Here is a 21581-nt window from a genome sequence, read left to right as displayed (position 1 = left end):
TCCTCACGTACATTTAGTACGCTCCGGGCCCTGCGCGCTTGCCGTGAACAAACTGACCGCGACGCCGCCGGCCGATCTTGAGGCTACTGCTTTTGTAGGCCGGATAAGGCCACGCCGCATCCGGCACGATGACAGGATGGATTCAGTCTCCCCCCACTTTGCGCTATGGTGTAGGTAATCACCTTCAAAAGGATTGCCTCATGACCTTACACTGCGCATTCATTGGGTTTGGTAAAAGCACCACCCGCTACCATTTACCGTACGTTCTCAACCGCAAAGACAGCTGGCACGTGGCGCATATCTTCCGTCGTCACGCCAAGCCGGAAGAGCAGGCACCGCAATATTCACACATCCACTTTACCAGCGACCTCGACGAGGTATTAAACGATCCGCAGGTGAAGCTGGTGATCGTCTGCACACATGCAGACAGTCACTTTGAATACGCAAAGCGTGCGCTGGAAGCGGGTAAAAACGTGCTGGTGGAGAAACCGTTCACACCAACGCTGGCAGAGGCAAAAGCGCTGTTCGAACTGGCGCAAAGCAAGGGGCTGATCGTTACGCCGTACCAGAATCGTCGCTTCGATTCCTGCTTCCTCACCGCCAAAAAGGCGATTGAGAGCGGCAAGTTGGGCGAGATTGTTGAAGTGGAGAGCCATTTTGACTACTACCGCCCGGTGGTGGAAACCCAGCCGGGTCTGCCGCAGGACGGCGCATTCTATGGGCTGGGCGTACACACCATGGACCAAATTATCTCGTTGTTTGGTCGCCCCGACCACGTTGCCTATGACATCCGTAGCCTGCGCAACAAAGCGAATCCTGATGATACCTTTGAAGCGCAGCTGTTCTACGGTGACCTGAAGGCTATCGTCAAAACCAGCCACCTGGTGAAAATCGACTATCCGAAGTTTATCGTTCACGGCACTAAAGGCTCGTTTGTGAAGTACGGTATCGACCAGCAGGAGACCAGCCTGAAGGTCAATATTATGCCGGGGGAACCCGGTTTTGCCGCCGATGATTCAGTGGGTGTGCTGGAATATGTCAACGATGATGGCATCACGGTGAAAGAAGAGATGAAACCGGAAGTGGGCGACTATGGCCGCGTCTATGATGCGCTGTATCAGTCGCTGACTACCGGTACGCCTAATTACGTCAAGGAATCTGACGTTCTTACTAACCTCGAGATCCTTGAGCGCGCCTTTGAACAGGCAATGCCTGCCACGATAACCCTCGCCAAATAGCGCTAAGTGACGCCTCTGGGCTTGTTCATTTTTTTTGAACAGAGGCGTCAATTTTCACCCTCTATGATCCCTGAGTGATTGAGTCCACACTGACTCCATCGAAAACATCTGGGGGTGAACACAATGATCTTCTTACGCAAAGCAAACGACCGTGGTCATGCAAATCATGGCTGGCTCGATTCTTGGCATACCTTCTCGTTTGCCAACTACTATGACCCGAATTTTATGGGGTTCTCGGCACTGCGCGTGATTAACGATGACGTGATCGACGCAGGCCAGGGCTTTGGTACGCATCCCCATAAAGACATGGAAATCCTGACCTACGTACTGGAAGGTGCGGTGGAGCATCAGGACAGCATGGGTAATAAAGAGCAGGTACCTGCAGGTGAATTCCAGATTATGAGCGCCGGGACGGGGATCCGTCACTCGGAGTACAACCCAAGCGACACCGAGAAGCTGCACCTGTATCAGATTTGGATCATCCCGCAGGAAAACGGCATTACGCCACGCTACGAGCAGCGCCGTTTTGATGCCGCGCAGGGCAAACAGCTGGTGCTGTCGCCGAATGCGCGTGACGGTTCGCTGAAGGTTTACCAGGATATGGAGCTGTACCGCTGGGCGCTGCTCAAAGATGAGCAATCGGTACATCAGATAGCCGCGGAACGCCGCGTGTGGATCCAGGTCGTGAAAGGCAATGTCACCATCAACGGAACCAAAGCGTCCACCAGTGATGGTCTGGCAATCTGGGATGAACAGGCCATTTCGATTCATGCCGACAGCGACAGCGAAGTGTTACTGTTTGACCTGCCGCCTGTATAACGTGCTGTAACCCTTGTAGGCCGGATAAGACGCGACAGCGTCGCCATCCGGCTTTTCATCGTTTGTCATTAAATCCGCACGTCCGTGGTAAACTCGGGGAATCTATCCCTTTTTAACGCTTCAGGACGATGAAAAAGAAAAGACCCGTACTTCAGGATGTAGCCGACCGCGTGGGCGTGACCAAAATGACGGTCAGTCGCTTTTTGCGCAACCCGGAGCAGGTCTCCGTGGCGCTGCGGGGCAAAATTGCCGCTGCACTTGATGAGCTGGGTTATATTCCCAATCGTGCTCCTGATATCCTTTCAAATGCTACCAGTCGTGCTATCGGCGTGCTGTTACCCTCTCTCACCAACCAGGTTTTTGCTGAAGTGTTACGCGGCATTGAGGCCGTGACTGACCGCCACGGTTATCAGACCATGCTGGCGCACTACGGCTATAAGCCCGAGATGGAGCAGGAACGTCTGGAGTCAATGCTATCGTGGAATATCGATGGCCTTATCCTCACCGAACGCAGCCACACCCCGCGTACGTTGAAAATGATCGAAGTGGCGGGGATCCCGGTGGTTGAACTGATGGACAGCCAGTCTCCGTGTCTTGATATCGCCGTCGGTTTTGACAACTTCGAAGCCGCCCGCCAGATGACCGCCGCCATTATCGCGCGTGGGCATCGCCACATTGCCTATCTGGGAGCGCGTCTGGATGAACGTACTATTATCAAACAGAGGGGCTACGAGCAGGCCATGCGCGACGCCGGTCTGGTGCCGTATAGCGTGATGGTGGAACAATCTTCTTCCTATTCGTCTGGTATTGAGCTTATCCGTCAGGCGCGGCGTGAATACCCGCAGCTGGACGGTGTGTTCTGTACTAACGATGACCTGGCGGTCGGGGCGGCATTTGAATGCCAGCGCTTAGGGCTGAAAATTCCGGATGATATGGCGATTGCTGGTTTCCACGGTCATGACATTGGGCAGGTGATGGAACCGCGTCTGGCGAGCGTGCTCACGCCGCGTGAACGGATGGGCAGCATTGGCGCTGAGCGTCTGCTGGCGCGTATCCGCGGTGAAGCAGTCACACCTAAAATGTTAGATTTAGGTTTCACCTTGTCACCGGGCGGATCTATTTAAGCCGACAAGTTTGATGTAGCTCACACTTATACACTTCGAGCACGAATGGATATTGCTTCTCCATTTGTCCGGCTGGACAATGTTACCGATAACAGTTACCCGTAACAATTCCTGATTCTTGTACCAGTGGGGGCAACGCTTTGAGCACGACTAATCATGATCACCACGTTTACGTTCTGATGGGCGTATCGGGCAGCGGTAAATCTGCTGTCGCCAGCGAAGTGGCGCATCAACTGCAGGCCGCGTTTCTTGATGGCGATTTTCTCCATCCGCGCAGCAACATCACGAAAATGGCCGCCGGTGAGCCGTTGAACGACGACGACCGTAAGCCGTGGTTACAGGCGCTCAATGACGCCGCCTTTGCGATGCAGCGTACCAACAAGGTCTCGCTGATCGTGTGTTCTGCGCTGAAAAAACACTATCGCGACCTGCTTCGCGAAGGCAATCCGAATCTCTCTTTCATCTACCTGAAAGGGGACTTCGACGTGATTGAAAGCCGCCTGAAAGCGCGCAAAGGTCACTTCTTCAAAACGCAGATGCTGGTTACCCAGTTTGATGCGCTGGAAGAACCGGGTGCGGACGAAAGCGATGTACTGGTGGTGGATATCGATCAACCACTGGACGGTGTGGTAGCGAGCACCATTGAGGTTATAAACCAAGGCAGTAAGTAGTGACTACATTAACGCTTGTTTTAACAGCAGTAGGGTCTGTTTTATTACTGCTGTTTTTAGTAATGAAGGCGCGTATGCACGCCTTCGTTGCTTTGATGGTGGTGTCTATTGGTGCAGGTCTCTTTTCCGGTATGCCGCTCGATAAAATCGCGGCCACCATGGAAAAAGGGATGGGGGGAACGCTGGGCTTCCTGGCGATTGTGGTCGCTCTCGGTGCCATGTTCGGTAAGATTTTGCATGAAACGGGCGCGGTCGATCAGATTGCCGTCAAAATGCTGAAATCCTTTGGTCACAGTCGCGCGCACTATGCGATTGGCCTGGCCGGTCTGATTTGCGCATTACCGTTGTTCTTTGAAGTGGCGATTGTGCTGCTGATAAGCGTGGCGTTCTCGATGGCGCGCCACACCGGTACCAACCTGGTTAAGCTGGTCATTCCGCTGTTTGCGGGCGTGGCGGCAGCGGCGGCGTTTCTGCTGCCGGGGCCCGCGCCGATGCTGCTGGCTTCTCAGATGCACGCCGACTTTGGCTGGATGATCCTGATTGGCCTGTGTGCGGCGATCCCGGGCATGATTATCGCCGGGCCGCTGTGGGGCAATTTTATCAGCCGTTACGTTGAGCTGCACGTGCCGGAAGACATTACCGAGCCGCATCTGGGCGAGGGGAAAATGCCGTCCTTCGGCTTCAGCTTGTCGCTGATCCTGCTGCCGCTGGTACTGGTGGGTCTGAAAACCATCGCCGCACGCTTTGTGCCGGTCGGTTCTTCAACCTACGAATGGTTCGAGTTTATCGGTCACCCGTTCACCGCGATTCTGGTGGCGTGCCTGGTGGCGATTTACGGCCTGGCCATTCGCCAGGGGATGCCAAAAGACAAAGTGATGGAGATCTGCGGTCATGCGCTGCAACCGGCGGGGATTATTCTGCTGGTGATCGGTGCTGGTGGCGTATTCAAGCAGGTGCTGGTGGATTCTGGTGTCGGTCCGGCACTGGGTGAAGCATTAACCGGTATGGGCCTGCCGATTGCCATCACCTGCTTCGTGCTGGCAGCGGCGGTGCGTATCATTCAGGGTTCTGCAACCGTGGCCTGCTTAACGGCGGTCGGTCTGGTGATGCCGGTGATTGAACAGCTGAACTTCTCCGGCGCGCAGATGGCGGCCCTGTCTATCTGTATCGCGGGTGGCTCTATCGTGGTCAGTCACGTGAATGACGCCGGTTTCTGGCTGTTCGGTAAGTTCACTGGTGCGACCGAAGCGCAAACGCTGAAGACTTGGACGATGATGGAAACCATCCTCGGCACGGTCGGTGCAATTGTCGGTATGATTGCTTTCCAGCTATTGAGCTGAGGGCATTGCCCGGTGGCGCTAGCGCTTACCGGGCCTACAAACGAGCACATTTCCACACCGTAGGCCGGGTAAGCGCTACCCGGCTTTTTTATAGCACGACCAACCCTTCTTCTGTTTTCAGCCAGCGCGGTGCTTTTAGCGTATCGGCGAAATATTCCACCAGATCCTGCAGTAAATCACCCGCCACGCGTTCCATCTCGTCAGACAGCGTTTTACTCATCAGCAGGTGCGTTAATAACTGACAGTAGCGCCCCATCTGGTCGGGTTCAGGCTCAAAGAGCGGAGAACGGGTGGGGAATGTTTCCACCGTCAGGCTGGCTTGCAGGTGATGCGGTACAGGTTCCGTTAAGGTTGGTTGCAATAGTGCCAGACAGGCCGACAGCCGCGCACAAATCGCCAGTTTTTCAACCGGGTCATGGCATTCAACAAGTCCTTCGACAAAACGCTCGCAGTTATCCGCCAGCTCGGTGAAATCTGTGGCATGGCTAAAGGGCAGGGTAAATAAAGAGTGTGAAAAGAGAGGGGTAGTCGCCATAGGGCAGCCTCCAATGAGTCAAATTTTACCACCACCTAAGGGACCAACCTTTTGGTGGCGGGCTGAACGGAGTTGGTCCTACCGGCCTCATTGGATACCGGCGCGTCTTACGACGCCACCGTCCAGCCCACCATAGAGGTGTAACTGGTCGCACGATAAAAGTGATTTTATCGCGAATGAGGTAATCAGGGGACCAATCCCGGCACCTGATTTTGCAGGAGCAGCGAGAAGATAATGCTAATCCGCGATGCTGACAAGAGCGTATTCCGGAAGGCGCTTCGCAGAAATGAAAATATGTTTTCTCAGCGGTTTAAAAGCATAAGGAATACCTGAAATTACAGTGCAATGCCGTTCAGTTAAGCATGTAGGGTGAACATGTGATTTTTGCTCAGGGTTCCGTTCACCTGAGTGGTGTCATTTCTCTGAAGCGCTGATGCCCGTGAACGTGCAAGGGAGGCTCACCGCCGCCTCCCTTGCAACCCAGGCTCCCGGCGGGAAAATCGTCGCTGCGCGAGTTATTCGTCTTATTCCGTCTGCCTGTCGGGTCGGGGCCGAGCCTGCATCCATGCAGGCCGTCCCCTCTGCCCGCATCCCTGCGGGCAGACCCGGTCAGCCGTCAACACCTCATCGATTTTCAGCCGGACTAGGGTGTCGCTTCAGCGCTCTGGCTTTCAGCTATATCCGTTTTGCTGTTCAGAGGTATTCAAGTAAAAGCTCAGGTGGTCAGGTGTGGGCTGGTCCGGCTGAAAATTGCCGACGCGTTTCCGTAAGGCCGGGAGAACCCGCAGGGATGCGGGTTCAGGGCGCGTTTTGCATGGACGCTGCCTCGCGCCCGGCCCGGTAGCCTGGAGGAATAAGTGGAGGGAACCGCGAAGCGGCGATTTTCCTGCCGGAGAGCCGGGATTGTTAAGGGGGCTGCGTAGCCCCCTTAACACGTTCACCGGTGACGAGATCTCAGAGAAGCAATGAACATAACGTGAACGGAATCGTTCTCTGAAATGCCATGCTCTCCAGCTTCAAAACGGTTGCCCGGTGGCGCTTGCGCTTACCGGGCCTACAAACGAGCACACATCCACATCGTAGGCCGGGTCAGGCGAAGCCGCCACCCGGCGTAATATGAGTGCGTCACCCCTTCATCCACATCCGTACGCCATCGAGGAACATCTGGGTTGCCATCATCACCAGAATCAGCCCCATCAGGCGCTCGAGCGCGTTAACCCCTTTCTCACCCAGCAGGCGCAGGAACAGCGACGACTGCAATAAAATCACAAACGTTCCGCCCCAGGCGATCAGCAGGGCAATCACCAGATGTCCCATCTGATTCGGGTACTGATGCGACAACAGCATCAACGACGCCAGGATGGTGGGGCCCGCCACCAGCGGAATGGCCAGTGGAACGATAAACGGCTCTTCGCCTGCGGGCAGTCCGGTGCTGTTACCGGTGGCGCTGGGGAAAATCATCTTGATGGCGATCAGGAACAAAATGATGCCCCCGGAGATCGACACGGTTTCCGCGCGCAGGTTAAGAAATGCCAGAATTTTCTCGCCCGCAAACAGGAATATCAGCATCACCAGCAGCGCAATAAACAGCTCGCGAATCATAATTGCGCGACGGCGTTTCGGTTCAGTATGTTTCAATACGGACATGAAAATGGGCAGATTTCCGAGCGGATCCATAATCAGGATCAATAAAACTGCCGCTGAAATGATTTCATTCATAACTCAAATTCCCTGATAATTACCGCGGACTTTCTGCTTGCGAGCGCAGCGGGATAAGTCGCATTACTGATGGCTTCGCTATCATTGATTAATTTCACTTGCGACTTTGGCTGCTTTTTGTATGGTGAAGGATACGTCACAGGATAATGGCGTACATACACAGCACACATCTCTGCAGGAAAAAAACGCTATGAAAAATGTTGGTTTTATCGGCTGGCGCGGTATGGTCGGCTCTGTACTCATGCAACGCATGGTAGAAGAACGCGACTTCGACGCCATTCGCCCTGTTTTCTTTTCTACTTCCCAGCTTGGGCAGGCGGCACCGACGTTTGGTGCGACCTCCACCGGCATGCTTCAGGATGCATTTGATCTCGATGCGCTGAAGGCGCTCGACATTATTGTGACCTGTCAGGGCGGCGATTATACCAACGAAATCTATCCAAAGCTTCGTGAAAGCGGTTGGCAGGGTTACTGGATTGACGCGGCCTCTTCACTGCGCATGAAAGACGATGCCATCATTATTCTCGATCCGGTTAACCAGAATGTGATCACCGATGGTCTGAACAACGGCATCAAGACGTTTGTCGGCGGTAACTGCACCGTTAGCCTGATGCTGATGTCACTCGGCGGTCTGTTCGCCAACGATCTGGTGGACTGGGTGTCCGTGGCGACCTACCAGGCGGCTTCCGGCGGCGGCGCGCGTCATATGCGTGAACTGCTGTCGCAGATGGGCCATCTGTATAGCCATGTGGCCGATGAACTGGCGACCCCTTCTTCTGCTATCCTCGATATCGAACGTAAAGTGACAACCCTGTCCCGTAGCGGCTCCCTGCCGGTTGATAACTTTGGCGTCCCGCTGGCCGGGAGCCTGATTCCGTGGATCGACAAACAGCTCGATAACGGCCAGAGCCGCGAAGAGTGGAAAGGGCAGGCGGAAACCAACAAAATTCTTAACACGTCTTCTGTGATCCCGGTAGATGGTCTGTGCGTGCGCGTCGGCGCACTGCGCTGCCACAGCCAGGCGTTCACGATTAAACTGAAAAAAGATGTGTCGATTCCGACCGTGGAAGAACTGCTGGCCGCGCACAATCCGTGGGCGAAAGTGGTGCCAAACGATCGGGATATCACCATGCGTGAGTTAACCCCAGCGGCCGTTACCGGTACGTTGACCACGCCAGTCGGTCGTCTGCGTAAGCTGAATATGGGGCCGGAGTTCCTGTCAGCCTTTACCGTGGGCGATCAGCTGCTCTGGGGTGCTGCGGAACCATTGCGCCGGATGCTGCGTCAGCTAGCGTAATGCGGGACTGCCGGATAAGCATATCGCCATCCGGCAGACACAGACCGTGTTTAAACATTGGGTGCTGAGTCGCCCTTTTTTTTGCGTAATACAGGAGTAAGCGCAGATGTTTCATTTTTTACCGGGAGTAAGATAAAGCATTGGCTATTCTTTAAGAGTGACTTAATACCGGAGGTATTAAGTTGTTGCCTGAAGGTGGGACGACGCAGAGAGGATGCACAATTGTGCTGCGTCGTTCAGGTCAAAAAAAGTGTCACTACCTGATGTCGAAAATCAGTTGGAAGGGGTGACACCATAAAACAGGATGACAACCATGTCCGTTCGTATCGATAGAGACGTGATTAATGCGCTAATTGCAGGCCATTTTGCGGATCCTTTTTCCGTACTCGGTATGCACCAAACTGACGCCGGACTTGAAGTCCGTGCTCTTTTACCTGACGCCACCGAAGTGTGGGTGATCGAACCAAAAACCGGACGCAAAGTCGGCAAGCTGGATTGCCTCGACCCTCGCGGTTTTTTCTGTGCTGTAATTCCCCGCCGTAAAAATTTCTTTCGCTATCAGCTGGCTGTTGTCTGGCATGGACAGCAGAATCTGATCGATGACCCTTACCGTTTTGGCCCGCTTATTCAGGATATGGACGCCTGGCTGTTGTCCGAAGGGACGCATCTGCGCCCGTACGAAACGCTGGGCGCACATGCGGATACCATGGACGGCGTGACCGGCACGCGTTTTTCCGTCTGGGCACCGAACGCACGACGCGTTTCGGTAGTAGGGCAGTTCAACTACTGGGACGGTCGCCGCCACCCGATGCGCCTGCGCAAAGAGAGCGGAATCTGGGAGCTGTTTATCCCCGGTGCACAGCAGGGGCAGCTGTACAAATACGAGATGATCGATGCCAACGGTCATTTGCGCGTTAAAGCCGACCCGTATGCCTTTGAAGCGCAAATGCGTCCGGAAACGGCGTCGGTGATCTGCGGTTTGCCCGAAAAAGTGGTGCAAACGGAGGAACGCAAAAAAGCCAACCAGTTTGATGCGCCGATCTCTATCTACGAAGTGCATTTGGGCTCGTGGCGTCGCCATACGGACAACAACTTCTGGCTGAGCTATCGCGAACTGGCGGATCAACTGATCCCCTATGTGAAGTGGATGGGCTTTACCCATATTGAGCTGTTGCCGATTAGCGAGCACCCGTTTGACGGCAGTTGGGGCTACCAACCGACCGGCATGTATGCGCCGACCCGACGCTTCGGCACGCGCGATGACTTCCGCTATTTTGTGAATGCCGCGCATCAGGCGGGGCTGAACGTGATCCTCGACTGGGTACCCGGTCACTTCCCATCGGATGACTTCGGCCTGGCTCAGTTTGACGGTACCAGCTTGTATGAGCACAGCGACCCGCGCGAAGGCTATCACCAGGACTGGAACACGCTGATCTACAACTACGGTCGCCGTGAAGTCAGTAATTATCTGGTAGGTAACGCCCTGTACTGGATTGAGCGCTTTGGTATTGACGCGCTGCGCGTGGATGCCGTGGCGTCGATGATTTACCGTGATTACAGCCGCAAAGACGGCGAGTGGATCCCGAACGAATTCGGCGGGCGTGAGAACCTCGAAGCCATCGAATTTTTGCGTAATACCAACCGTATTCTTGGCGAACAGGTACCGGGCGCGGTGAGTATGGCGGAAGAGTCGACCGATTTTGCCGGTGTATCAAGACCGCAGGACATGGGCGGCTTAGGTTTCTGGTTCAAGTGGAACCTCGGCTGGATGCACGACACGCTGGACTACATGAAGCTGGACCCGGTTTATCGCCAGCACCATCACGATAAGCTGACCTTCGGCATGCTGTACAACTACACCGAGAACTTTGTGCTGCCGCTGTCACACGATGAAGTGGTGCACGGTAAAAAATCGATCCTCGACCGCATGCCGGGCGATGCGTGGCAGAAGTTTGCCAACCTGCGCGCCTACTATGGCTGGATGTGGGCCTTCCCGGGTAAGAAGCTGCTGTTTATGGGTAATGAGTTTGCCCAGGGCCGTGAATGGAACCACGACGCCAGCCTCGACTGGCATCTGCTGGAGGGGGGGGATAACTGGCATCACGGCGTACAGCGTCTGGTGCGCGACCTGAACCACACTTATCGTCATCACAAAGCGCTGCATGAACTCGACTTTGACGGCTATGGTTTTGAATGGCTGGTGGTCGATGACAACGAACGGTCGGTGCTGATTTTTGTTCGTCGTGATAAAGCCGGTAATGAAATTATCGTTGCCAGCAACTTTACGCCGGTACCTCGCCACGACTACCGCTTTGGCATCAATCAACCGGGCAAATGGCGAGAAATCCTCAACACAGACTCGATGCATTACCACGGTAGCAATACCGGCAACGGCGGCGCAGTACAAAGCGATGAAATTGCCAGCCACGGTCGCCAGCATTCACTGAGCCTGACGTTGCCGCCGCTGGCCACGATTTGGCTGATGCGGGAGGGGTGATGACACAACTGGCAACCGGCAATGCCACCCCCCATGGTGCAACGTATGACGGCCATGGGGTTAATTTCACCCTTTTTTCGGCGCACGCCGAGCGTGTCGAACTGTGCATATTCGATGAGCAAGGCTGTGAGCATCGCTATGATTTGCCGGGGCGTAGCGGCGATGTCTGGCACGGCTATCTGGCCGATGCCCGGCCCGGTTTGCGCTACGGTTATCGCGTACATGGTCCGTGGCAGCCGCAGCAGGGACACCGTTTTAACCCGGCGAAACTGCTGATTGACCCCTGCGCGCGCCGGGTCGATGGCGAGTTAAAAGATAACCCGCTGCTGCACGGTGGAATGAACGAACCGGATCATCACGATAACGCGGCGATTGCCCTGAAAAGCGTGGTGGTGTCAGACCATTATGACTGGGAAGACGATGCCCCGCCGCGCACGCCGTGGGGCAATACCGTTATCTACGAAGCGCATGTTAAAGGGCTGACGTATCTGCACCCGGACATTCCGCAACAGATTCGTGGCACTTACAAAGCGCTCGGTCATCCGGTGATGATCGACTATTTCAAGCGTCTCGGCATTACTGCGCTGGAACTGCTGCCCGTGGTGCATTTCGCCAGCGAGCCGCGACTGCAGCGGCTGGGGCTGTCGAACTACTGGGGCTACAACCCGGTAGCCATGTTTGCACTGCATCCGGCCTATGCCTGCTCACCTGAACACGCGCTGGATGAGTTTCGCGATGCCGTCAAAGCGCTACACAAAGCGGGGATTGAGGTCATTCTCGATATCGTTTTGAACCACAGCGCTGAGCTGGATCTTGAAGGGCCGGTCTTCTCCCTGCGCGGAATTGATAACCGTAGCTATTATTGGATCAGGGACGATGGTGATTACTACAACTGGACCGGCTGTGGGAACACCCTCAACCTGAGCCATCCCGGTGTCGTGGAGTATGCGTGCGAATGCCTGCGCTATTGGGTGGAAACCTGCCATGTGGACGGTTTTCGTTTTGATTTAGCATCCGTCATGGGGCGTACGCCTGCGTTTCGTCAGGATGCGCCGCTGTTTACCGCAATCCAAAACTGCCCGCTGCTTTCAGGCGTTAAGCTGATTGCGGAGCCGTGGGATATCGGTGAAGGCGGGTATCAGGTTGGGAATTTTCCCCCGCCGTTTGCTGAGTGGAATGACCATTTCCGCGATGCAAGTCGACGCTTCTGGCTCCAGCGTAATCTGCCCCTTGGGGAGTTTGCCGGACGTTTTGCGGCTTCCAGCGACATGTTTAAACACCCTGGTCGCAAACCCAGCGCATCGGTCAATCTGGTGACGGCGCACGATGGTTTTACGCTGCGTGACTGTGTGTGCTTCACAAATAAGCACAATGAAGCGAATGGTGAGGAAAATCGCGACGGCACTAGCAATAACTACAGCGACAATCATGGTAAAGAAGGATTAGGCGGCACGCTGGACCTGATTGAACGGCGACGCGACAGCATGCATGCCCTGTTGACGACGTTGCTGCTTTCTCAGGGTACACCGATGTTGCTGGCGGGAGATGAACATGGTCATAGCCAGCACGGTAACAATAACGCTTACTGCCAGGATAACGCCTTAACCTGGCTGGACTGGCAGCAGGCAAACAGCGGGCTAACCACATTCACCGCCGCGTTGATTCATCTTCGCCAGCAGATCCCTGCCTTAACAGACGATCGCTGGTGGGAAGAGGGCGACGGCAATGTGCGTTGGCTGAACCGATACGCACAACCCTTAAGTGCGGATGAGTGGCAAAACGGCCCGAGGCAGATGCAGATCCTGCTCTCAGACCGTTTTCTGATCGTGATAAACGCCACGCTTGAGGTGACAGATATCGTTTTACCTGAAGGGGAATGGCATGCCGTTCCTCCATTTGCCGGAGAGGATAATCCGGTTATTACGGCTGTCTGGCAGGGACCTGCGCACGGACTGTGTGTGTTCCAAAGATGATAAAAAAGGAGTTAGTCATGGTGAGTTTAGAGAAGAACGATCGTGTAATGTTGGCGCGCCAGCTGCCATTAAAATCTGTTGCCCTAATCCTGGCCGGTGGTCGTGGTACCCGCCTGAAAGATTTAACCAACAAACGTGCTAAGCCTGCCGTGCACTTTGGCGGTAAGTTCCGCATTATCGATTTTGCTTTATCCAACTGCATTAACTCCGGGATCCGCCGTATTGGCGTGATCACCCAGTACCAGTCCCACACGCTGGTGCAGCATATTCAGCGCGGCTGGTCGTTCTTCAGTGAAGAGATGAACGAGTTTGTCGATCTGCTGCCTGCCCAGCAAAGAATGCAGGGTGAAAATTGGTATCGCGGTACGGCAGATGCGGTCACCCAAAACCTGGACATCATTCGACGCTATAAAGCGGAATATGTAGTGATCCTCGCGGGCGATCATATCTACAAACAGGACTATTCGCGCATGCTGATCGACCACGTCGAAAAAGGCGCACGCTGCACCGTGGCCTGTATGCCGGTGCCGATTGAGGAAGCCAGCGCCTTTGGCGTCATGGACGTCGACGACAGCGACAAAATCATCGAATTCGTGGAAAAACCGGCGAATCCACCGGCTATGCCAAACGATCCGACCCGATCCCTTGCCAGTATGGGGATCTATGTTTTCAACGCCGATTATCTGTATGAATTACTTGAAGAAGATGATCTCGATGAAAACTCCAGCCACGACTTTGGCAAAGATATCATCCCGAAAATTACCGCAGCTGGCATGGCTTATGCACATCCATTCCCTAAATCCTGCGTACAGTCAGACCCGGAATCCGAGCCGTACTGGCGCGACGTTGGGACGCTGGAAGCCTACTGGAAGGCTAACCTCGATCTGGCGTCGGTTACCCCGGAACTGGATATGTACGATCAGGACTGGCCGATTCGCACACACATGGAATCACTGCCGCCGGCGAAGTTTGTGCAGGACCGCTCCGGTAGCCACGGCATGACGCTGAACTCGCTGGTCTCTGGCGGTTGTATTATTTCCGGTTCGGTGGTGGTGCAGTCCGTTCTGTTCCCGCGGGTGCGGGTGAATTCTTTCTGTAACATTGATTCGGCAGTGTTGTTACCTGAAGTGTGGGTCGGGCGTTCATGCCGCTTACGCCGCTGCATCGTTGACCGTGCCTGCGTCATCCCTGAAGGCATGGTGATTGGTGAAAACGCGGAAGAAGATGCACGTCGTTTCTATCGTTCAGAGGAAGGTATTGTGCTGGTCACGCGTGAAATGCTGCGCAAACTGCAGATCAAACAGGAGCGATAATGCAGGTTTTACACGTATGTTCAGAGATGTTCCCCCTGTTAAAAACCGGGGGACTGGCAGATGTTCTTGGCGCGTTGCCGGCCGCGCAAATTGCCGATGGCGTGGATGCCCGCGTCGTGCTCCCGGCGTTTCCGGATATCCGTCGCGGCATTCCTGATGCGCAGGTCGTGACGCGGCGCGATACCTTTGCCGGACGTATCACGCTGCTGTTCGGCCATTACAACGGCGTCGGTATTTACCTGATTGACGCGCCGCACCTCTACGACCGTCCCGGCAGCCCGTATCACGATACTAACCTGTTTGCTTACTCTGATAACGTCCTGCGCTTTGCGCTGCTCGGCTGGGTGGGATGCGAAATGGCCTGCGGGCTTGATCCATTCTGGCGCCCGGATGTGGTGCATGCGCACGACTGGCATGCAGGTCTGGCCCCGGCGTATCTGGCGGCACGCGGCCACCCGGCGAAATCGGTGTTTACCGTGCACAACCTGGCCTATCAAGGCATGTTTTATGCAAAGCATATGGATGACATCCAATTGCCATGGTCATTCTTTAATGTGCATGGACTGGAGTTCAACGGGCAGATTTCTTTCCTGAAGGCGGGGTTGTACTACGCCGACCATATTACGGCGGTTAGCCCGACCTACGCGCGGGAAATCACCGAGGCGCAATTTGCCTATGGAATGGAGGGATTGTTGCAGCAGCGTCATCGTGAAGGACGTCTTTCCGGCGTGCTGAACGGCGTTGATGAAAACATCTGGAGTCCGGAAACGGACCTGCTGCTGGCATCGCGCTACACGCGTGACTCGCTGGAAGACAAAGCCGAGAACAAGCGTGAACTGCAGATTGCGATGGGGCTTAAGGTTAACGACAAAGTGCCGCTTTTTGCAGTCGTGAGCCGCCTGACCAGCCAGAAAGGGCTGGATCTGGTGCTGGAAGCGCTGCCCGGTTTACTGGAGCAGGGCGGACAGTTAGCGTTACTGGGTGCGGGCGATCCGGTGTTGCAGGAAGGTTTCCTTGCGGCAGCGGCAGAGCATCCGGGCCAGGTGGGTGTACAGATTGGCTATCATGAGGCCTTCTCGCACCGCATTATGGGTGGGGCTGACGTTATTCTGGTGCCCAGTCGCTTTGAGCCGTGTGGCTTAACACAATTGTATGGACTGAAGTACGGTACGCTACCGCTGGTGCGGCGTACCGGTGGGCTGGCTGATACGGTGTCCGACAGTTCGCTGGAAAACCTGGCGGACGGTATCGCCAGTGGGTTTGTATTTGAAGATAGTAATGCCTGGTCGCTGTTGCGGGCAATCCGGCGTGCTTTCGTGTTGTGGTCGCGCCCTTCGCTCTGGCGGTTTGTACAACGTCAGGCAATGGCCATGGATTTTAGCTGGCAAGTCGCGGCGAAATCCTACCGTGAGCTTTACTATCGCTTGAAATAGATATCCAGGAATCACCTATATGAATGCTCCATTTAGTTATGCATCGCCCACACTCAGCGTAGAGGCTCTTAAGCATTCTATCGCCTACAAGCTGATGTTCACGATTGGCAAAGATCCGGTTATTGCCAACAAACATGAGTGGCTGAACGCCACGTTGTTCGCGGTGCGCGATCGCCTCGTGGAGCGCTGGCTGCGTTCTAATCGTGCGCAATTATCTCAGGAAACTCGCCAGGTCTATTACCTGTCAATGGAGTTTCTGATTGGCCGCACGCTTTCCAATGCACTGTTATCGTTGGGAATTTATGACGATGTCAAAAATGCGCTGGAAGGCATGGGGTTGGATCTCGAAGATCTAATCGACGAAGAAAATGACCCCGGCCTCGGTAACGGCGGCCTCGGGCGTCTGGCAGCCTGCTTCCTCGACTCGCTGGCGACGTTAGGCCTGCCGGGCCGCGGCTACGGTATTCGCTACGACTACGGCATGTTCAAGCAGAATATTGTTGATGGCCGACAGAAAGAGTCGCCGGACTACTGGCTGGAATACGGTAACCCGTGGGAGTTCAAACGCCACAATACGCGCTACAAAGTGCGCTTTGGTGGCCGTGTTCAGATGGAAGGCAAGAAGATGCGCTGGGTCGAGACCGAAGAGATCCTCGCGGTGGCATACGACCAGATTATCCCGGGCTACGACACTGACGCGACCAATACGCTGCGCCTGTGGAATGCTCAGGCCAGTAGCGCAATCAACCTCGGTAAATTTAACCAGGGCGACTACTTTGCGGCGGTGGAAGATAAAAACCACTCTGAGAACGTCTCCCGTGTACTGTATCCGGATGACTCCACCTATTCCGGGCGCGAGCTGCGTCTGCGCCAGGAGTACTTCCTGGTCTCCTCGACGATCCAGGATATTTTGAGCCGCCATTATCAGCTGCACAAAACCTACGACAACCTGGCGGATAAAATCGCCATTCACCTCAACGATACCCACCCGGTGTTGTCGATCCCTGAGCTGATGCGCCTGCTGATTGATGAGCACAAGTTTAGCTGGGACGATGCGTTTGAGGTCTGCTGCCAGGTGTTCTCGTACACCAACCACACGCTGATGAGCGAAGCACTGGAAACCTGGCCGGTGGATATGCTGGGCAAGATCCTGCCGCGCCATCTGCAAATCATCTTTGAGATTAACGACTACTTCCTGAAGACGTTGCAGGAGCAGTATCCGAACGATACCGGCCTGCTGGGACGTACCTCGATCATTGATGAGTCCAACGGCCGCCGCGTGCGTATGGCGTGGCTGGCGGTGGTGGTCAGCCATAAAGTAAACGGCGTGTCTGAGCTGCACTCCAACCTGATGGTGCAGTCGCTGTTTGCTGATTTTGCGAAAATCTTCCCGACGCGTTTTTGCAACGTCACCAACGGCGTGACGCCGCGCCGCTGGCTGGCGCTGGCCAACCCGCCGCTTTCTGAGGTGCTGGACGAGAACATTGGCCGTACCTGGCGAACCGATCTCAGCCAACTCAGCGAGCTGGAACAGCATTGTGATTACCCTCTGGTGAACCAGGCCATACGCCGCGCGAAGCTGGAGAATAAAAAGCGTCTGGCGACGCTTATCGCCCAGCAGCTTAACGTGGTGGTGAACCCGAAATCGCTGTTTGATGTGCAGATCAAGCGTATTCATGAGTACAAACGCCAGCTGATGAACGTGCTGCATGTGATCACCCGCTACAACCGCATCAAGGCCGATCCTGACGCCGAGTGGGTGCCGCGCGTGAATATCTTCGCCGGTAAGGCCGCGTCGGCCTATTACATGGCGAAGCACATCATCCATCTGATCAACGATGTGGCAAAAGTGATCAACAACGATCCGCAGATTGGCGACAAGCTGAAGGTGGTGTTCATCCCGAACTACAGCGTCAGTCTGGCGCAGGTGATCATTCCTGCCGCCGACCTGTCTGAGCAGATTTCACTGGCCGGGACCGAAGCCTCCGGGACCAGTAACATGAAATTTGCGCTGAACGGTGCGTTGACCATCGGTACGCTGGACGGAGCCAACGTCGAGATGCTGGAGCATGTGGGTGCGGAGAATATCTTTATCTTCGGGAATACTGCAGAAGAGGTGGAGGCCTTGCGTAGCAAAGGTTACAAGCCGCGCGAGTATTACGAGAAAGATGAGGAACTGCATCAGGTGCTGACGCAAATTGGCAGCGGGGTCTTCAGTCCTGAAGAACCGGGACGCTATCGCGACCTGGTGGATTCGCTGATCAACTTCGGTGACCACTATCAGGTGCTGGCGGATTATCGTAGCTATGTCGATTGTCAGGACAAGGTTGATGAACTGTACCGCGAGCCGGAGCAGTGGACCACCAAGGCAATGATTAACATCGCCAACATGGGCTACTTCTCATCGGACAGAACCATCAAAGAGTACGCCGAGAACATCTGGCATATTGATTCAGTACGGTTGTAACAAGAGATAGGGCTACCTGTAGGCCGGATAAGGCGTTAGCCGCCATCCGGCAAAATGCCCGGTGGCGCTGACGCTTACCGGGCCTACAGGGCGCTCGTTGCCGGGGGCGCTTCGCTTGCCCGGCCTACGTTAATACACTCTTGTAGGCCGGATAAGGCGTCAGCCGCCATCCGGCATTTTTATCAGGACGCCAGCGACAGCTGGTGTTTTTCAACATACTCCGCCAGCCACTGGGTCATGCGTGCCTGCTGCTCAGCGTTCAGCCACATGCCTTCTTTCGTGCGGCGCCACAGCGCATCGTCGGCGCGGCGTACCCATTCGTGATCGACCAGATACTTCAGCTCTGCCTCATAGAACTCGTGCCCGAAGTCTTCGCCTAACTCAGCAAGCGAGGTCGCTTCGCCGATGATCCACTCGGTGTTGCTGCCGTAGGTGCGCGAATAGTGGCGCGCCAGTGATTCGGTCAGGAACGGATAGCGACGGCGCAGTTTTGCCGCGTAATCTTCGCGATCGCCGCCGATGTCACCGCCAGGCAGGATGCACTCTTTGGTCCATGCCGGACCGATGCCCTGATAGTACGACGACAGTTTTTCCATCGCGTGCTCGGCCAGCTTACGGTAGGTGGTTAACTTGCCGCCGAAGACTGACAGCAGCGGCGCTTTGCCGTTTTCGTCGTGGATATCCAGCGTATAATCGCGGGTAATAGCCTGCGGCGAGTCGGACTCGTCATCGCACAGCGGGCGTACGCCCGAGTAGGTCCAGACGATATCCTCGCGGCCCAGCTGTTTCTTAAAGTGTGCGTTGTAGACCTGCAGCAGATAATTGATTTCGCTGTCGTCAATTTTCACTGCTTTAGGATCGCCTTTGTATTCGACGTCGGTGGTGCCGATAATTGAGAACTCATCCATCCACGGAATGACAAACACAATACGTTTATCTTCGTTTTGCAGGATGTAAGCCTGTTTCTGGGTGTGTACGCGCGGCACCACAATGTGGCTGCCTTTAATCAGGCGGATACCGTAAGGTGAAGGCAGGTGCATACCGTCGTCGAAGAACTCTTTCACCCACGGACCGGTGGCGTTAACCAGGCCGCGAGCCTGCCAGGTGTGTTTCTTGCCGGTATCGATATCTTCCGCTTCGACAATCCACAGACCGTTTTCACGACGAGCGGAGGTGGCGCGAGTACGGGTTAATACTTCCCCGCCTTTACGCACAACCATTTGGGCATTTGCCAAAACCAGTCGCGCATCGTCTACCCAACAGTCAGAATATTCGAAACCGCGCACAATCTCGGGTTTCATCACAGAATCTGCGCCAAAACGCAAACCAGTGGAACTCGGTAAACTGGTGCGTTTGCCCAGATGATCGTACATAAACAGACCAATACGGATCATCCAGGCCGGACGCAGGTGTGGGCGATGGGGCAGACGAAAGCGCATCGGGAAGGCGATATGCGGTGCCATCTTCAACAGGACTTCACGTTCAGCTAGCGCTTCGCTGACCAGACGAAATTCGTAGTGTTCCAGGTAGCGCAGGCCACCGTGGATGAGTTTGGAGCTGGCGGAGGAGGTTGCACAGGCTAAATCCTGCGCTTCCAGCATCAGCACGGATAAACCGCGTCCAGCGGCATCTGCCGCGATACCGGCACCGTTGATGCCTCCACCTATCACAATCAGATCTTTGGTTTCCATGCTGGCCTCTCGCACTTTCGTTATAGCTCATTAATGTTCGTTATCGAGCATAATAGCAAAGAATCGCGCCATTGGTAACATCGGATAAACAATTTACAGTGATACATATAACATTATGGCGTTTACCTGTGCAGGCGACGTACACTGCCAGGTAATATTGGTTACCTGCACAGAAATAATAAGAGAACATCATGGATCAGTTTGAATGTATCAATGTCGAAGAAGCCCATCAGAAGCTGCTGCACGGAACGGCAGTGCTGGTGGATATCCGCGATCCGCAAAGCTATGCCATGGGCCATGCGCCACAGGCGTTTCACCTGACTAACGACACGCTGGGTTCCTTTATGCGTGACCATGATTTTGATACCGTTGTGCTGGTGATGTGTTACCACGGCAACAGCAGTAAAGGTGCGGCACAATATCTGCTTCAGCAGGGGTACGATGCGGTGTACAGCATCGACGGTGGATTCGATGCCTGGCATCGACATTTTCCTGCGGAAGTGACGTTTGGTGCGTAAGCCCGACGCTACAGTGAAGTATGGCGGATATAACAAAGATGCAGCCTGAAACGGGTAGTGTCGATATACTGTCCTCTTTTGTGTGGATGAAGCGACAGCAACGATGTTGATGATTACCTCTTTTGCTAACCCCCGCGTGGCGCAGGCCTTTGTTGATTATATGGCGACACAGGGCGTTATCCTGACGATTCAGCAACATAGTCAAACGGATGTCTGGCTGGCGGATGAGTCCCAGGCTGAACGCGTGCGTGCTGAGCTGGCGCGTTTTCTGGAAAACCCAGGCGACCCGCGTTACCTGGCGGCCAGCTGGCAGTCCGGCCAAACCGACAGTGGCCTGCACTATCAACGTTTTCCGTTTCTTGCCACGCTGCGCGAACGCGCCGGCCCGGTCACCTGGGTGGTGATGGCCGCGTGTGTGCTGGTGTTTATCGCCATGAATGTGGTGGGCGATCAAACGGTGATGCTGTGGTTAGCGTGGCCGTTCGATCCCTCGCTGAAATTTGAATTCTGGCGTTATTTCACCCACGCTTTTATGCACTTCTCGCTGATGCACATCCTCTTCAACCTGCTGTGGTGGTGGTATCTCGGCGGGGCGGTAGAAAAGCGGTTGGGCAGCGGAAAACTGATCGTTATTACCGTTATCAGCGCCCTGCTGAGCGGCTATGTGCAGCAGAAATTCAGCGGCCCGTGGTTTGGTGGGTTGTCTGGCGTGGTGTATGCGTTGATGGGCTATGTGTGGCTACGCGGCGAACGCGATCCGCAAAGCGGTATTTTCCTGCAGCGTGGTTTGATTCTCTTTGCCTTGATTTGGATTGTTGCCGGTTGGTTCGATCTGTTTGGTATGTCGATGGCGAACGGCGCACATATGGCTGGCCTGGCCGTTGGTCTGGCTATGGCATTGGCAGACACGCTCAATGTGCGAAAACGAACTTGAATGAGAGTGTTG

16 protein-coding genes are annotated in these 21581 nt (G+C 54.9%); 13 read left to right on the top strand and 3 right to left on the bottom strand.

Annotation, left to right across the window (positions count from 1 at the left end):
* Positions 1-200: 200 nt before the first annotated feature.
* From FCH32_RS17235 to gntU, 5 genes are all read left to right on the top strand, one after another.
* On the top strand, positions 201-1238 hold the full coding sequence (locus FCH32_RS17235; protein WP_174361252.1) for an oxidoreductase: 1038 nt from the start codon (positions 201-203) through the stop codon (positions 1236-1238).
* Positions 1239-1361: 123 nt separating this feature from the next.
* Complete coding sequence (gene yhhW / locus FCH32_RS17230; protein WP_117342475.1) at positions 1362-2057, top strand: quercetin 2,3-dioxygenase; 696 nt, start codon at positions 1362-1364, stop codon at positions 2055-2057.
* A 128-nt stretch (positions 2058-2185) separates the two neighbouring features.
* Entirely contained in the window at positions 2186-3181 is a 996-nt protein-coding gene (gene gntR, locus FCH32_RS17225; RefSeq protein WP_096759245.1) for a gluconate operon transcriptional repressor GntR, read from the top strand.
* Between the two features lie 140 nt (positions 3182-3321).
* On the top strand, positions 3322-3852 hold the full coding sequence (gene gntK, locus FCH32_RS17220) for a gluconokinase (RefSeq protein WP_096759246.1): 531 nt from the start codon (positions 3322-3324) through the stop codon (positions 3850-3852).
* Positions 3852-5192 carry a gluconate transporter gene (gene gntU, locus FCH32_RS17215; protein WP_115257284.1) on the top strand — a complete coding sequence of 447 codons (1341 nt, stop codon included), beginning with the start codon at positions 3852-3854 and terminating at the stop codon, positions 5190-5192. Before gntK ends, gntU begins: the two co-directional genes overlap by 1 nt.
* A gap of 88 nt (positions 5193-5280) precedes the next feature.
* Here the strand turns inward: gntU and FCH32_RS17210 are convergent, their stop codons facing one another.
* Together FCH32_RS17210 and yhgN are read right to left on the bottom strand one after the other, a co-directional pair.
* Complete coding sequence (locus FCH32_RS17210) at positions 5281-5727, bottom strand: hypothetical protein (protein WP_117342474.1); 447 nt, start codon at positions 5725-5727, stop codon at positions 5281-5283.
* Positions 5728-6852: 1125 nt separating this feature from the next.
* The gene (yhgN, locus tag FCH32_RS17205) at positions 6853-7446 is read right to left on the bottom strand and encodes an NAAT family transporter YhgN (protein WP_003023480.1); all 594 of its coding nucleotides are present in this window, start codon (positions 7444-7446) and stop codon (positions 6853-6855) included.
* A gap of 190 nt (positions 7447-7636) precedes the next feature.
* Between yhgN and asd the strand changes: the two genes are divergently transcribed.
* From asd to glgP, 6 genes are all read left to right on the top strand, one after another.
* Entirely contained in the window at positions 7637-8743 is a 1107-nt protein-coding gene (asd, locus tag FCH32_RS17200) for an aspartate-semialdehyde dehydrogenase (RefSeq protein WP_096759248.1), read from the top strand.
* 313 nt (positions 8744-9056) lie between these two features.
* Complete coding sequence (gene glgB, locus FCH32_RS17195) at positions 9057-11240, top strand: 1,4-alpha-glucan branching enzyme (RefSeq protein ID WP_174361251.1); 2184 nt, start codon at positions 9057-9059, stop codon at positions 11238-11240.
* Positions 11240-13213: a glycogen debranching protein GlgX gene (glgX, locus tag FCH32_RS17190; protein WP_117342471.1), complete on the top strand. Its 1974-nt coding sequence runs from the start codon at positions 11240-11242 to the stop codon at positions 13211-13213. Before glgB ends, glgX begins: the two co-directional genes overlap by 1 nt.
* Positions 13214-13230: 17 nt before the next feature.
* Positions 13231-14526: a glucose-1-phosphate adenylyltransferase gene (glgC, locus tag FCH32_RS17185; RefSeq protein WP_115257287.1), complete on the top strand. Its 1296-nt coding sequence runs from the start codon at positions 13231-13233 to the stop codon at positions 14524-14526.
* Positions 14526-15959 (top strand): glycogen synthase GlgA, encoded by a 1434-nt coding sequence (gene glgA, locus FCH32_RS17180; protein WP_115257288.1) that lies wholly within the window; start codon positions 14526-14528, stop codon positions 15957-15959. Before glgC ends, glgA begins: the two co-directional genes overlap by 1 nt.
* 19 nt (positions 15960-15978) lie before the next feature.
* Positions 15979-18426 (top strand): glycogen phosphorylase, encoded by a 2448-nt coding sequence (gene glgP / locus FCH32_RS17175; RefSeq protein WP_115257289.1) that lies wholly within the window; start codon positions 15979-15981, stop codon positions 18424-18426.
* Between the two features lie 182 nt (positions 18427-18608).
* Here the strand turns inward: glgP and glpD are convergent, their stop codons facing one another.
* Positions 18609-20117: a glycerol-3-phosphate dehydrogenase gene (glpD, locus tag FCH32_RS17170; RefSeq protein WP_096759254.1), complete on the bottom strand. Its 1509-nt coding sequence runs from the start codon at positions 20115-20117 to the stop codon at positions 18609-18611.
* 191 nt (positions 20118-20308) lie between these two features.
* Between glpD and glpE the strand changes: the two genes are divergently transcribed.
* Together glpE and glpG are read left to right on the top strand one after the other, a co-directional pair.
* A complete protein-coding gene (gene glpE / locus FCH32_RS17165) occupies positions 20309-20635 on the top strand; it encodes a thiosulfate sulfurtransferase GlpE (RefSeq protein WP_096759255.1) in 327 nt (108 codons plus the stop codon).
* A 103-nt stretch (positions 20636-20738) separates the two neighbouring features.
* Positions 20739-21569 carry a rhomboid family intramembrane serine protease GlpG gene (gene glpG / locus FCH32_RS17160; protein WP_137362557.1) on the top strand — a complete coding sequence of 277 codons (831 nt, stop codon included), beginning with the start codon at positions 20739-20741 and terminating at the stop codon, positions 21567-21569.
* Positions 21570-21581 lie beyond the last annotated feature (12 nt).

Origin of the sequence: Citrobacter gillenii, assembly GCF_013337685.1 — a bacterium.
GTDB lineage: Bacteria > Pseudomonadota > Gammaproteobacteria > Enterobacterales > Enterobacteriaceae > Citrobacter > Citrobacter gillenii.
Note: the sequence above shows the minus strand (reverse complement) of the source record. Positions and strands in the feature narration are given on the sequence as shown.

Excerpts from the sequence above, each read along its gene's own strand:
- FCH32_RS17235 (WP_174361252.1), top strand. The coding sequence starts at position 201 with ATGACCTTACACTGCGCATTCATTGGGTTTGGTAAAAGCACCACCCGC.
- yhhW (WP_117342475.1), top strand. The coding sequence starts at position 1,362 with ATGATCTTCTTACGCAAAGCAAACGACCGTGGTCATGCAAATCATGGC.
- gntR (WP_096759245.1), top strand. The coding sequence starts at position 2,186 with ATGAAAAAGAAAAGACCCGTACTTCAGGATGTAGCCGACCGCGTGGGC.
- FCH32_RS17210 (WP_117342474.1), bottom strand. The coding sequence starts at position 5,727 with ATGGCGACTACCCCTCTCTTTTCACACTCTTTATTTACCCTGCCCTTT.
- yhgN (WP_003023480.1), bottom strand. The coding sequence starts at position 7,446 with ATGAATGAAATCATTTCAGCGGCAGTTTTATTGATCCTGATTATGGAT.
- asd (WP_096759248.1), top strand. The coding sequence starts at position 7,637 with ATGAAAAATGTTGGTTTTATCGGCTGGCGCGGTATGGTCGGCTCTGTA.
- glgB (WP_174361251.1), top strand. The coding sequence starts at position 9,057 with ATGTCCGTTCGTATCGATAGAGACGTGATTAATGCGCTAATTGCAGGC.
- glgX (WP_117342471.1), top strand. The coding sequence starts at position 11,240 with ATGACACAACTGGCAACCGGCAATGCCACCCCCCATGGTGCAACGTAT.
- glgC (WP_115257287.1), top strand. The coding sequence starts at position 13,231 with ATGGTGAGTTTAGAGAAGAACGATCGTGTAATGTTGGCGCGCCAGCTG.
- glgA (WP_115257288.1), top strand. The coding sequence starts at position 14,526 with ATGCAGGTTTTACACGTATGTTCAGAGATGTTCCCCCTGTTAAAAACC.
- glgP (WP_115257289.1), top strand. The coding sequence starts at position 15,979 with ATGAATGCTCCATTTAGTTATGCATCGCCCACACTCAGCGTAGAGGCT.
- glpD (WP_096759254.1), bottom strand. The coding sequence starts at position 20,117 with ATGGAAACCAAAGATCTGATTGTGATAGGTGGAGGCATCAACGGTGCC.
- glpE (WP_096759255.1), top strand. The coding sequence starts at position 20,309 with ATGGATCAGTTTGAATGTATCAATGTCGAAGAAGCCCATCAGAAGCTG.
- glpG (WP_137362557.1), top strand. The coding sequence starts at position 20,739 with ATGTTGATGATTACCTCTTTTGCTAACCCCCGCGTGGCGCAGGCCTTT.